Annotated in this window: 13 protein-coding genes and 1 riboswitch; of the genes, 7 read left to right on the top strand and 6 right to left on the bottom strand. The window is 44.1% G+C overall.

All coding sequences use genetic code 11. The features are described 5' to 3' along the window. Positions 1–150: 150 nt before the first annotated feature. The 4 genes from ACU01J_RS00585 to ACU01J_RS00570 all read left to right on the top strand — a co-directional run bounded on the left by ACU01J_RS00585 (position 151) and on the right by ACU01J_RS00570 (position 2,904). Positions 151–636: a hypothetical protein gene (locus ACU01J_RS00585; RefSeq protein ID WP_481083965.1), complete on the top strand. Its 486-nt coding sequence runs from the start codon at positions 151–153 to the stop codon at positions 634–636. A gap of 287 nt (positions 637–923) precedes the next feature. Further along, positions 924–1,193 carry a PTS sugar transporter subunit IIB gene (locus ACU01J_RS00580; protein WP_481083964.1) on the top strand — a complete coding sequence of 90 codons (270 nt, stop codon included), beginning with the start codon at positions 924–926 and terminating at the stop codon, positions 1,191–1,193. Between the two features lie 11 nt (positions 1,194–1,204). Next, complete coding sequence (locus ACU01J_RS00575) at positions 1,205–2,461, top strand: PTS ascorbate transporter subunit IIC (protein WP_481083963.1); 1,257 nt, start codon at positions 1,205–1,207, stop codon at positions 2,459–2,461. Then, positions 2,458–2,904 (top strand): PTS sugar transporter subunit IIA, encoded by a 447-nt coding sequence (locus ACU01J_RS00570; RefSeq protein WP_481083962.1) that lies wholly within the window; start codon positions 2,458–2,460, stop codon positions 2,902–2,904. Before ACU01J_RS00575 ends, ACU01J_RS00570 begins: the two co-directional genes overlap by 4 nt. Positions 2,905–3,036: 132 nt before the next feature. On the opposite strand, the gene ACU01J_RS00565 is transcribed toward ACU01J_RS00570, so the two are convergent. Together ACU01J_RS00565 and rrtA are read right to left on the bottom strand one after the other, a co-directional pair. Next, complete coding sequence (locus ACU01J_RS00565) at positions 3,037–4,482, bottom strand: DEAD/DEAH box helicase (protein WP_481083961.1); 1,446 nt, start codon at positions 4,480–4,482, stop codon at positions 3,037–3,039. 131 nt (positions 4,483–4,613) lie between these two features. Continuing rightward, the gene (rrtA, locus tag ACU01J_RS00560) at positions 4,614–5,171 is read right to left on the bottom strand and encodes a rhombosortase (protein WP_481083960.1); all 558 of its coding nucleotides are present in this window, start codon (positions 5,169–5,171) and stop codon (positions 4,614–4,616) included. Between the two features lie 3 nt (positions 5,172–5,174). On the opposite strand from rrtA, the gene ACU01J_RS00555 reads away from it, so the two are divergent. Together ACU01J_RS00555 and ACU01J_RS00550 are read left to right on the top strand one after the other, a co-directional pair. Then, positions 5,175–5,783 (top strand): tRNA-uridine aminocarboxypropyltransferase, encoded by a 609-nt coding sequence (locus tag ACU01J_RS00555; protein ID WP_481083959.1) that lies wholly within the window; start codon positions 5,175–5,177, stop codon positions 5,781–5,783. A gap of 89 nt (positions 5,784–5,872) precedes the next feature. After that, positions 5,873–5,972: riboswitch (purine riboswitch) on the top strand. A 62-nt stretch (positions 5,973–6,034) separates the two neighbouring features. Continuing rightward, on the top strand, positions 6,035–7,072 hold the full coding sequence (locus tag ACU01J_RS00550) for an adenosine deaminase (protein WP_481083958.1): 1,038 nt from the start codon (positions 6,035–6,037) through the stop codon (positions 7,070–7,072). A gap of 54 nt (positions 7,073–7,126) precedes the next feature. Here ACU01J_RS00550 and ACU01J_RS00545 read toward each other — a convergent pair whose 3' ends face one another. From ACU01J_RS00545 to ACU01J_RS00535, 3 genes are all read right to left on the bottom strand, one after another. Further along, entirely contained in the window at positions 7,127–8,443 is a 1,317-nt protein-coding gene (locus ACU01J_RS00545) for an anti-phage deoxyguanosine triphosphatase (protein ID WP_481083957.1), read from the bottom strand. Positions 8,444–8,554: 111 nt separating this feature from the next. Further along, a complete protein-coding gene (locus ACU01J_RS00540; protein WP_481083956.1) occupies positions 8,555–10,105 on the bottom strand; it encodes a DHA2 family efflux MFS transporter permease subunit in 1,551 nt (516 codons plus the stop codon). Between the two features lie 2 nt (positions 10,106–10,107). Then, positions 10,108–11,166, bottom strand: a complete 1,059-nt coding sequence (locus ACU01J_RS00535) for an HlyD family secretion protein (protein ID WP_481083955.1) — start codon at positions 11,164–11,166, stop codon at positions 10,108–10,110. Positions 11,167–11,290: 124 nt separating this feature from the next. On the opposite strand from ACU01J_RS00535, the gene ACU01J_RS00530 reads away from it, so the two are divergent. Beyond that, on the top strand, positions 11,291–12,202 hold the full coding sequence (locus ACU01J_RS00530) for a LysR family transcriptional regulator (RefSeq protein WP_481083954.1): 912 nt from the start codon (positions 11,291–11,293) through the stop codon (positions 12,200–12,202). Here the strand turns inward: ACU01J_RS00530 and yfbR are convergent. Beyond that, a complete protein-coding gene (gene yfbR, locus ACU01J_RS00525) occupies positions 12,195–12,809 on the bottom strand; it encodes a 5'-deoxynucleotidase (RefSeq protein ID WP_481083953.1) in 615 nt (204 codons plus the stop codon). The two genes, ACU01J_RS00530 and yfbR, sit on opposite strands and share 8 nt — an antisense overlap. Between the last annotated feature and the right edge of the window lie 16 nt (positions 12,810–12,825).

Raw genomic sequence — 12,825 nt, 5'->3', positions numbered from 1 at the left:
AACGAGAATAACTACCGTAGTTCAGGATACTTATATGTTGGTATGAAGATTTGTTACAGAGCTGATCAAGAATATTGTCATTTATAAAGGTTAGATGAGCGTATATACTTGCGATATGTCGGACAGCATAAGAAGTACCAGGTACACTGGATGTTAATAAAAAAACTCGAAGCCCCACACGATATGCAAATTGGTGCGAGGTTTGAGACGAAAAAGCACGGTTATGTCACAGTGATCGAATACTATAATACACACACTGTAATTGTCGCTTTTGAAAATACTGGAAATATCCGCTCAATTACTGCGGCAAAATTGCGTAGTGGCCAAGTTTCAGACCGTTCTGTTCCTCCCCAATCCTCTATGGTTGGAGAGAAAGTTGAATCTATTAAACACGGTATATTAACTATTACCCAAGTTGAGTCGGAAAATATTGTTGTGTTAGAAAATGAAGAAGGCGAAGAGATCCGCATGTTGCTGCCTGCCGTGCAGAAATTAAAGGATAAAGTTGATGAACTTGAGAGTGAAAAAGAAGCCCCAGAGCTGCCAACATCACTTAGCGCATTAACCAAACGAAACAAGAAAACCAAAGATGTTAATAGTCTGCTTAAAAAAATGCTCACAGACTACGGTAAGTAAAATAAGCATTTTCTTTATATAGTTAACTCTGTTCATATACTGACTTCACACTTTTCTACTCCCCATTTCATCGCAGTTTAAATGCATAAAAATAGCCACTACTCCGAAAGGGGAGTTAGTGACCTTTTGTGCATTTTGTTTGCTCATTATCGAGATCTGGGTCACAAGGTCATTTTGATTTTGTGATGGTGATCTATTCTGTTTTGGCGTGATTTGGATATGATTCTCATCAACAAATAGACGGAAGTTAATCCCTCTTCCTAATAAAACCCTACAGAGAAAATATTATGAAAAAAATTATGGTAGTGTGCGGAAACGGTCTTGGTACATCTCTAATGATGGAGATGGCAGTGAAAGAAGTCGCAGGAAAAATTGGTCTAGAGGCCGAAGTAGATCATGAAGATTTATCTTCTGCTGCATCAAGCAATGCGGATATCTGGGTTGCAGCAACAGATGTTGCAAACCAACTTTCTGAAGCGGGTAAAACAAATATTGTTAGTCTGAAAAATATTTTCGATAAAGCTTCAATTGAAGAGCAATTAAAAGCATTTATGTAAGGAAATAAAATATGGCTAACTTCTTTGAGTTTATGCTTGGCTTATTAAAAGAGCCAGCAATCATGGTGGGTTTAATTGCTTTTGTTGGCTTGGTTGCTCAGAAAGCAGATATTTCAACTATCTTAAAGGGCACTATTAAAACCGTAATGGGTTTCCTAATTCTAGGTTTTGGTGCTAGTGCCTTAGTTGGTGCACTAAATAACTTTTCAACCGTATTTACTGAAGCCTTTGGTGTAAGTGGTGTTATTCCAAATAACGAAGCGATTGTTGCTTTAGCACAAGAAGCGTTTGGTTATGAAATGGCACTAATTATGTTCTTTGCCTTCATTGTTAATATTCTTCTAGCGCGCTTTACTCCGCTTAAGTTTATTTTCCTAACAGGTCACCACACCATGTTTATGTCTATGCTGGTTGCGGTAATTCTGTCTACGGCTGGCATTACAGGTACAGCATTAGTGGCATTGGGTTCAGTGATCGTTGGTTCGTTAATGGTTATCATGCCGGCACTTTCTCAGAAATATACTGAGAAAGTGATGGGCACCGATCAGCTAGCAATGGGGCATTTTTCGACTTTCTCCTACCTAGTTGCAGGCTTTATTGGTAGCAAGTTTGGTGATACATCAAAAACAACTGAAGATATCAATGTACCGAAGAGCTTAATGTTCTTGCGTGACACTCCAGTAGCTGTTGCGACTACCATGGCAATCTTCTTCATGTTTGCTTCAATCTTTGCCGGTGGTGACTTTGTAGAAACAGTATCTGGCGGTCAAAACTGGGTTGTGTTTACCTTCATGCAATCATTAACGTTTGCAGGTGGTGTATACATCGTTCTGCAAGGTGTGAAGATGCTAATCGCAGAAATCGTACCGGCATTTAAAGGGATCTCTGACAAGCTAGTTCCGGGTGCAAAACCAGCGCTAGATTGCCCTATGGTATTCCCTGTAGCACCAAATGCGGTTCTTATCGGCTTCCTATCTTCATTCGCGGCAGGTTTAGCTGCGATGGGTATCCAAGGCATGTTCGACTGGACAATCATCGTTGCTGGCGTTGTTCCACACTTCTTTGTTGGTGGTGCAGCGGGTGTCTACGGTAACGCAACCGGTGGTCTACGTGGTGCAGTACTAGGTGCATTTACTCAAGGTTTATGTATCTCATTCCTGCCTATGCTACTTCTTCCAGTGCTAGGTGGCCTAGGTCTTGAAGCAACAACATTTGCTGACTTCGACTTCGGTGTGGTTGGTCTGATTCTAGGGTGGTTAGTATCATGAGCATTATGAATCTAATTGGCGACAATATTATTATCTCCAACGAACAGAACCTTACGGTTGATGCGGCGCTAGAGCTTACATGCTCAAAGCTGGTTGAACAGGGTAAAGTAGAGGCGACCTATCTAGAGGCTATCAAGCAAAAGCACAAAGAAATCGGTGCATACTATGTGCTGGCACCTAAGATTGCGATGCCACATGCTCGACCTGAAGATGGAGTAAATGAAGCCGCGTTACAAATCACAGTGTTTAAGAATGGTGTGGATTTGGAATCCGAAGATAACGGTGATGTGTTCTTCTCAGTTACTTTAGCTGCACTGGACTCTGATAGCCATATTCAAACTATCGTTGCACTGTCTGAACTGTTCCAAAATGATGAAGATATTGAAGCGATTATTGGTGCAGAAAACGAATCTGTGATCGCTGAGATTCTAAATAAATATTGATGAGATAGTCCCCCCGTACTGAAAAGTATCAAGCCCTCGCTAGTCACGAGGGCTTTTTTCGTTTAGCACCCAATAAAAAACGCTCCTGAGTGAGGAGCGTTCTTTAGTTCAAGGCTTTTTCATCAATAGTTATTAAGCTTTTGCTTGACCGCTTGGTTTGCGATTGGCTGGTTTACGGCGTTGTTGGCCATTACCCCCATTGTTGCTGTTTGGCTTTCCACCGGCAGGCTTGCGTTTTGTTTGGCCGCCATTACCACTGTTACCACGGTTTTCGCCATTTGGCTTATTGTGACCGAAGTGGCGTTTGTTTTTGCTTGCTGGCTTGTTACCACGAGCATTGTCACCAGAGCGTTGGCCATCAGCATGTTCCGCTTTTGGCTGCTTAGGCTTCTTCGGTTTCTTTGGCTTGATCGGTCGAGTATCTAACTTAGACTCAGGCAGCTCATTAACTGGTTTAAAGCCTTCTAGCTCGATGCGTGGCAGCACTTGCTGAATTAGACGTTCGATGCCAAATAGTTCGCTCGCTTCAGCCGCTTCAACTAAAGAGATTGCTCTACCTACTTCACCTGCGCGGCCAGTACGGCCAATACGGTGAACATAATCTTCAGATACATGTGGTAGTTCGTAGTTTACAACTTGAGGAAGCTGAGGGATATCGATACCACGTGCTGCGATATCTGTCGCTACTAACACGCGAACATCGCCCGATTTAAAATCTGCCAATGCACGAGTACGAGCACCTTGGCTCTTATTGCCATGAATTGGTGCAGCGGTAATGCCCTCTTTATTTAGGAAGAAAGCTAAGCGGTTTGCGCCATGCTTAGTACGACAGAACACAAGTGTCTGCTTCCAGTTACCATCTTTAATCAGCTTAACCAACATCGGCGCTTTTTTACGCTTGTCTGCAGGGTAGATGCTTTGCTCGATGGTTACTGCAGTAGAGTTCTCTTTGTTAACCGATACTTCGACAGGATCGTTGACCAAGCCTTTTGCCAGTTCACGGATCTCTGCTGAGAATGTCGCCGAGAAAAGTAGGTTTTGGCGTTTCGCTGGCAGTACGTTTAAGATCTTACGGATATCACGGATGAAACCCATATCTAACATGCGATCGGCTTCGTCTAGAACTAACACTTCAAGCTGATCAAATTTCACCGCATTCTGCTGGTAAAGATCTAATAGACGGCCCGGAGTCGCGACAAGTACATCACAACCTTTACGTAGCTTAAGCATTTGTGGGTTAACTTTTACACCACCAAATACCACTTGAGACGTCAGACGCTGATGACGGCTGTACTTAAATACGTTTTCTTGTACTTGTGCAGCAAGTTCACGAGTCGGCGTTAGGATAAGCGCACGAATGTGGTTACCTTTTACACGCTGGCCATTATCAAGACGTTCTAGGATCGGCAGAGTAAAGCCTGCTGTTTTACCTGTACCTGTCTGCGCTGCCGCCATGACATCTTTCCCTGAAAGTACCGCAGGAATTGCTTGTTCCTGAATCGGAGAAGGGGTGTCATAACCTTGTTCTTCAATTGCTTTGAGGATTGGTGCAGAAAGGCCTAAGGAGGTAAAACCCATAAATTGATCTCTGTAATGTGTAAGCGGAGTATCACGTAGAGTTGTTCTACATGAAAAAGGGCGTCATTCTGCGCCCTTTATCGATGAACATCAACCTAATTATTGCCTAGCGGTCGGTATATGACTGATATCTATGCCACTGATTTATTTCGGCTAGGGAAGAAGCGAACGATCAGCGAGAGCACAAAACCTGAAAGCATGCCAAACAGGTGCGCCTCGACGGCCACTCTCGCATTGATGAGCTCGACAGTAGATTGCGAGGCCCCCATGATTAGCTCCCAAGTGACTTTGGCAATAACGCCAACTACTAGCAACCAACTGCTTTTACGTCCATTAAGGCTCTCTTGTAAGGCGAAATAAGCAAATAATCCGTGTAGTAAACCGGACAATCCAACATAGCCATTCATATCGCTAAGGAAGTTGAGGGCACCTATCGCTAAGCTAATAGCAATGAGTAGTAATGCGAGTGACTTCTCTGTTGGTTTAAAGATGAAGCTGATAACCCATAGACCAGCAAGGTTCATCGCCAGATGAGCAAAGTTGGTATGAGTAAAATTTCCTGATAGGATTCGCCACCACTGCCCATCAAGAATGAGATCGCGTTGCCAATTTGTCAGCGAGGCAAGCGGTTCGAATTGCAGACCTAGGCAGAGTAGGCTGACTGTCATTAATAGAAGAAATAAGCGCACATTATGTCCCGATACTGTTCTCAATGTGGTAAATCACTCAAAGCGTGTATTTGCCAATGGATCCAAAGCCTAACATCGAATGTTGAGCTGGTCATCCTACAACATCACAGTGAAACAGACAGACCAATGGGTACTGCGCGTATCTTAAAGCTTTCTCTGGCAAACAGTTATTGCTTTGTTGGGGAAGATTTCTCTAGCAATAATCAGCTTAACCAACTGCTCAGTGATGACCAATACCAACATTTTGTCCTTTATCCTGGGGAAGGCTCAATCACTCATAATGAGGTAGCAGAGCAAGTTGCCAATCAGCAAAAGGTGCGTGTGATCTTACTCGATGGTACGTGGAAAAAAGCCTACAAGATGTGGCAACTTTCGACCAATCTCCATAAGCTGCCTCTAGTACGCTTACCTGATGACCTACAGGGAAACTATCGAATTAGAAAAGCGCCCAGTGACAATAGTCTTTCAACGGTTGAGGCGGGATACTATATTCTTTCTCTCCTTGAACCAGAAAAAGACTTTATGCCGCTGATTGAGGCTTTTAATCAGATGATTGAGTTTCAAATCAAACAGATGCCGCCCGGCGTATTCGAGAAAAATTACCTTTCTTAATCGGATTTATTCTACACTTATTTCTAAGCGCGATATTGTCATTAGACCTTTTGGTTGAATATAATGATGCGCAATCGTTTATCTTAACCCGTATAAGTTAAACGATACTTCGTATAATCCCACTGATAAGGTGTGGGAGTCTCTACCTGAAACCGATAATTTCAGATTACGAAGAGTAAAGTGCACAGCGCTTTTCTCTTTGTATGCTTGAAACTTTTCTAGAGAAAAGCGCTTGTTGGAACCCAGTCAAAATGAATGGAGACACAAGCGTGAATAATCAAACTGCTTTTATTGAACAACTACCGAAAGTTGAACTTCACTTACATATTGAAGGTTCCTTAGAGCCTGAGATGATGTTTGAGCTGGCAAAGCGCAATAACATTGAATTGCCTTTTGCTACGCCAGACGAAGTCAAAGCCGCTTACCAATTTACCAATCTACAGTCTTTCCTTGATATCTATTACCAAGGGGCTAATGTGCTGATTCATGAGCAGGACTTTTACGATCTGACATGGGCTTACTTACTTCGCTGTCAGCAAGACAATGTGATTCATACCGAGATTTTCTTTGATCCACAGACTCATACCTGTCGTGGGATTGCGTTTGATACCGTAATTAACGGCATACATCGAGCATTGAAAGATGGCGAAGAGAAGCTAGGAATTAGCAGTCAGATCATCATGTGCTTTTTGCGCCACCTTGATGAAGAGAGCGCTTTTGATACTCTGTTTGAAGCCTTGGCTCACAAGGATAAGATCGTTGGTGTGGGTTTAGATTCTTCGGAGCTTGGTCATCCTCCAGAGAAATTTGCTCGCGTTTATAGCAAAGCATTAGAAGAAGGCTTTCTGACGGTCGCTCATGCTGGAGAAGAAGGACCAGTAAGTAATATCTATGACAGTTTGGAGCTGCTGAAAGTGAGCCGAATTGACCATGGTGTGCGTTGCTCAGACGATGAAAACCTACTGCATGCATTAGCGAATAACAAGATGCCACTGACGGTTTGCCCGTTGTCGAATACCAAATTAAAAGTGTTCGACAAAATGGAGCAGCATAATATCGTTGAGCTGCTTCGCCGCGGTCTCTGCGTGACAATAAACTCTGACGATCCTGCCTATTTTGGTGGTTACATGAATGCCAACTTCCACGCCGTTGCGCAGAGCCATGAGGTGACAAATCAAGAGCTCGCAAGTTTTACCCGCAATGCGATTGCTGCCAGCTTTATTAATGATGAAGAAAAAAGTCGGCTACTAGGTAAGCTCAATCAATTTGTTAGCGAGTTTAATCACTAATTGGAAGGGATGATGACGAGAGTGACAAGTTTGTCACTCTCGTCATAGCTTGGATTAATGAGAAGAGAATAACTGTTGGTGAAGTCTTTGAGCGTGGCCATCTGTCATTGAAGAGATGTAATCTGCAATCACACGATACCCGTCACTCTCGTCATGTCTATTTGCCCACTTTTGCTTGATATCGATGGGTAGCAATCGCTCTGGGTCAGCATTGAGCGCCTCAAAAATATCCATAATGATCTGTTGGCCTTTGTACTCCATCACCTGAACATGAGGGACTTGGATGACGTATTGGCTGACAAAGCGTTTTAGGATCTCCAAAGCATTGGCCATTGAAGGTTCAAGTACGGCGTTAAAGGCCAGTAACTGTGACTCAAATGGCGCATCGACTGGCTTAATTGATATGCTGGTCAGCAGGGCGTTAACCATGCCGCCAATTGCATCTTTACGTTGGTGATGAGTACCAGACAGCAGCATGTCTGAAATAGAGGCGATATGTTCTTCAAACCACGGGTCACCACATTCAGCCAATAGGCTCGCGGCACCCTCTACCCATTGGTTACGATTGACCATACCAAGAACCAAGGCATCTTCTAGGTCGTGAACGCCATAAGCGATGTCGTCGGCGAGCTCCATAATCGAACAGTCGATAGACTTATAACGGGTCTTCTTATGTTCAGTTGCTAGGTATTGCTCGTCGCGCATCTGGCTAAAAATAGCTTTATCGCTTTCACTCAGTGGTGCTAAAACCCAACCAAACAGGTCTGCATCACAGTCATAAAGTCCTTTAGCGGGTGACCAATCACGTGCTCTGAGTTTACGTTGATGGGAAACACATTCAGGCATGACGTCAGCACGGGTTTGGCTGATAAGTGCAGGATACTTGATAAGTCCTAACAAAGTACGGCGCGCTAAGTTCATACCAAACAGCTCAGTGTATGGCTCAAGCTTGGTGACGATACGAAAAGTCTGCGCATTCCCTTCAAAACCACCATGCTCACGCATCATATAATTGAGTGCGACTTCGCCCCCGTGGCCGTAGGGTGGATGGCCAATGTCATGGGCTAAACATAATGAATCAATTAGGCTATCACTTGGCAAAAGTTCACGAAACTCAGGTTGTTTTTTCTTAATTTGAGCAACGATACCAGTGCCTAATTGGGCCGCTTCAAGAGAATGAGTTAATCGTGTGCGGTGGAAGTCATCGAAGCTATTACCATGGACTTGTGTTTTGGCTTGAAGACGGCGAAAAGCTGCCGAGTGCAGAATACGGGCGCGATCACGCTGGCATGGACTGCGGTGATCATCACGACGAATTTTGTGTTCATCATCATGGCGTTCAAACCATAAGGAGCTGATTGTAAACGTCATAGGTGTACTCCCAGTTCTTTTTTCTCACCGTACACCTGTTGAACCACAAATACAAAGAAATAGACGTGAAGTGCTGAAATCTCACCACTTCACGTGATTTGAGCGATAAAACTAATCTTTCATGCTCAAAATAAGGACCGCAGCAACAGCAAGAAAGATAGTCATCATTAAAAACACATCATTGTATGCCATGATGGCTGCATCTCTTTGCATCGTCGCTATCAAGCTCGCTTGAGCTTGATGCATCGCTGTTGCTGCATCACTACCCGCGTGAATAAAAAATGCCTGTTGCTGCTGGAGGGTTTGCCAACCATTAATATTGACAGAAGTGAGTGACTCTTTAATGTGTGCGAGATGCTCACGAGTTTTGTTATCCAGCAAAGTGGCAATGATAGCAATGCTGAACGCTCCGCCTAAGTTGCGCATCACATTTGTGAGTGTCGATGCATCAGGAATATCGGCTTGACCAACATTTTTCATAGCGACTAAAGAGAGTGGTACCATAATAAACGGGCTGCCAATTGCCCGTAGAACCATCGATAAGATAAGCTCGTGGCCACCGAAATTAACGGTCATATGAGTATTGACATAACAACTTAAGCCAAACATGACAAAGCCAAATGTGACAAGGTATTTGGGTTTAATTATCTGGGTAAGTTTAGGCACTAATGGGAAGATCAGTAACTGGGGGAAACCCATCCACATCAGTACTTCACCAATTTCCATAGCGTTATATCGTTGAATTTGAGTTAAGTACATGGGTAGCACGTAGATAGAGCCAAGTAATGCCATGCCTAGAATTAAATAGGCAATACACGACATCGCAAACTGACTGTCACGCAGTAAGCGTAAGTTAACCAGTGGCTTCTTGTGCTGCAATTCGTTAATGATGAAATAGACCAAGCTTACTGCTGAGATAATACCCATGGTAATAATGAAACTGGAGCTGAGCCATTCCTCACGGTTCCCTTCTTCTAATACCACTTCAAGACAGCCAAGTCCTAGAGCCATCGTCACGATACCAAACCAGTCCGCCTTCATCAAAGTCGCGAGCTCCAAAGGCTCATCATCAAGGCCATAGCCGATCATCGTAAGTACCAACAAGGCGGGTGGAATATTAATGTAGAAAATATAGTGCCAAGATAAGTTTTCAGTTAACCAACCACCAAAGGTCGGGCCTATCGATGGTGCAAAGGTTGCCGTAATGCCAAATAACGCCATACCTACAGCCCGTTTATTGATCGGCAGCAATTGGATGACTAGCGAGAATGCAAGTGGGATTAAAGCCCCGCCACTAAAACCTTGCATGGCGCGAAATACGATCATCGAGGTCATATTCCATGAGAACGAGCACAGCAGAGAGGACAGGGTAAAGATAGCCGTAGTAGACATCAGGTAACGGCGTTTCCCAAGTGCTTTTGACAACCAACCACTGAGAGGGATCGCAATCATTTCAGCGACCAAATAGGAGGTCGAGATCCACGAGCTTTCATCCAAAGTTGCCGATAATGCACCTTGAATATCTTTCAGCGAAGAGTTGGTGATCTGGATATCCAAGATCGCCATAAACGCGCCAATAAGGCCACCAAAAAGCGCGATCCAGTGACGAGTGGGAACCGCTGAATCTTGCTCTGTATTAGTCACTACATCTGCTTGGCTCATGATTAGCCTCGGGTATCAATCGTAGTGACCACGGATAAGCCTGGTAGCAGGCGACCTTGCAGATCTTTTTGATCAAGGATGACGATTTTAACCGGAACACGCTGAACGATTTTAGTGAAGTTGCCTGTCGCATTTTCAGGTGGCAGTAGGGCGAACTTAGCTCCAGTCGCCGGTGAGAAGCTGTCCACGACACCTTCCAATGTTTGACCTGGGAAGGCATCTAATTCGATTTCTACTTTTTGCCCTTGGTGAATACCACTCAACTGAGTTTCTTTAAAATTCGCTTCAACCCATACTGTGCTATTTGGCACTAGACTCATTAATGGTGTTCCAGCTTGAACGAGTAAGCCTTCACGTACGCTACGTTTACCAATAACCCCATCCGCAGGTGCGTAGATTTTGGTGTAATTTAGGTTCAGTTCCGCTTGCTCAAGTTGTGCATTAGCTTCAGTCACAGATGCTTTCGCTTGTTCTATTTCGCTGGCGATAACCACTAGCTGATCGTTTGCTGCCGCTAGATTGGCTTTCGCTTGCTCTAATTGCGCCAGCGTGACTTTTTGTTGTGCCAGCATGCTGTCGACTTCATCTTGAGATGCATAATTCCGTTTTAAAAGACTGCGCGAGCGAGCGACTTGCTGAATAGCGCGATCGTACTCTGCTTGCGCGGAATCAACTTGGCTTTTAGCTTGGTTAATTTGGCTGCGTTGTAAGGTCTGCTGAGCGTATAGATTGTTCACGCTAGAGTAAGCAACTTTGAGGTGCGCTTTAGCTTGGTCGAGCGTCGCTTGGTAGTCACGATCATCAATTTGTGCCAAAAGGTCGCCTTGTTTAACCACTTGGTTATCCTTTACATAGGATTTAACAATGTAACCGGAAACTTTTGGGCTGATCGTCGTAATATCACCTTGAAGGTAAGCGTTGTCTGTTGATTCGAAGTATTGACCATAGCCAAACCAATAGCCGCCGCCTAAGAGCCCGAGAGACAGCATAATGACTGTCGCAATAAGAGGGGCTTTTTTACGCGATTTTTTCTTGGTTGGCATGTCGTGTGTTTCAGTCATTGACGCATTCTCGAATTCTTTTGAATGTAACGAATTGTAAATGATCTGCATTGGTTGATAAGATAGGAAAAACTGAAAACACTGTTGCAAAAACTTTACTAATTCCGGAGTTAGGGAGGAACGGATGGATTTGAATGGGGTCAATGTGTTTGTTCAAGTTGTTGATTGTGGGAGTTTTACTGACGCTGCTGAGTCGTTGCGAATGACTAAGTCAACGGTTAGTCGAAAATTGGCGGATTTAGAACAGCATTTGGGTGTGAGGTTGATCACTCGTTCGACACGCAGTTTAGTCTTGACTCCTGAGGGTGAAAAGTTCTACCAATCGAGTTTGCAAATGTTAGAAGTGATGAATCAAGCGGAACTCGAAGTGTCAGCCAACCAAGATCTCGTGAGGGGGCCGTTGAACGTTGTACTTCCTGTCGAGTTAGGCCATCAAGTTTTGGGTTCATACATTAACCAGTTTTTAAAGCGTAATCCTAATGTCACGATGAACTTAGAGCTGTCGAATCGCGAGGTAGACATCATCGCGGAAGGCGTGGACCTGTCTGCGCAGATAGGGGAGTTAGAAGACTCAAATCTTGTTTCCCGCTTTTTAACAGCATCAAAGCGAGCGATGGTTGCAAGTCCTGATTACATTGAAGAGCATGGGATGATCGAGCATCATCTCGATCTCGTTGCCCCTCATCAAATGGTTGAAGTTTATAATAAAGCGGCTCGCTTGCCGAAGTGGCATTTACAACTTGATGATGAAACCTCTTATCAAATCGATCTGCCATATCGCTTGCGAGTTAATACCGTCACTGCGTGCGTTAAAGCTTCTATTGACGGATTAGGCATTGCAGTGTTGCCTGAATTTATCTGCCGTGAACACTTTGCTACTGGCCGTTTAGTCCGCTTATTACCCGAATATAAAATGCCTGAAGTAGCAGTGAGTCTTGTCTATGCTGACCGAAAGCTGATGCCGAAACGAAAGAAAGAGTTGATTGATTTCCTACTCCACAGCTTTAAAAGCGATCAGACAACGGATATTAGCTGATTTCATCCAGAGAAAGCTCAAAGCTTGGTGCAAAGACATTGAGAAAGTAGTCCATTTCACGGCTACTGCGCTCTTTGAGGGTGATATCCAAGCGTTTTTTAGCCAGAGCGTATTCGTGGTTGCCCGCGCTCAATTCCTCTAAACATTTTAAGTAGGCACAAATGGTGTCGGCTTGTTTGACGATATCAGCGTCTTCTTCATGTGCTGCGGTAGAAACAAGGAAAGGGGCGAAGTCCTCTTGGAACTCTTCAGGTAGCATTGAAAGCAGTTTCTGCTCTGCGGCCGCTTCAATCTTTTTATACTCTTTAGCAATCTCAGGATTGTAGTATTTGACTGGAGTGGGTAAATCACCAGTTAGTACTTCACTGGTGTCATGGTACATGCCCAAAATTGCGATGCGTTCTGGGTTGAGGTTAGCACCAAACTTCTTGTTTTTTATCAGAGCGAGCGCATGAGCAACAAAAGCGACCTGCAAGCTATGCTCAGAAATATTCTCAGTTGATACAGAGCGCATTAGCGGCCAGCGCTGAATCAATTTCATCCGCGCTAGGTGAGCGAAAAAGTGACTTTCCTTATAGCTGTGTTCTGAAACGTTGTCTTGCGGCATTTCTTTACTCCATGAA

This window comes from Vibrio sp. 2433-A1 (assembly GCF_056726085.1).
This window is presented reverse-complemented; position numbering and strand designations above follow the sequence as displayed.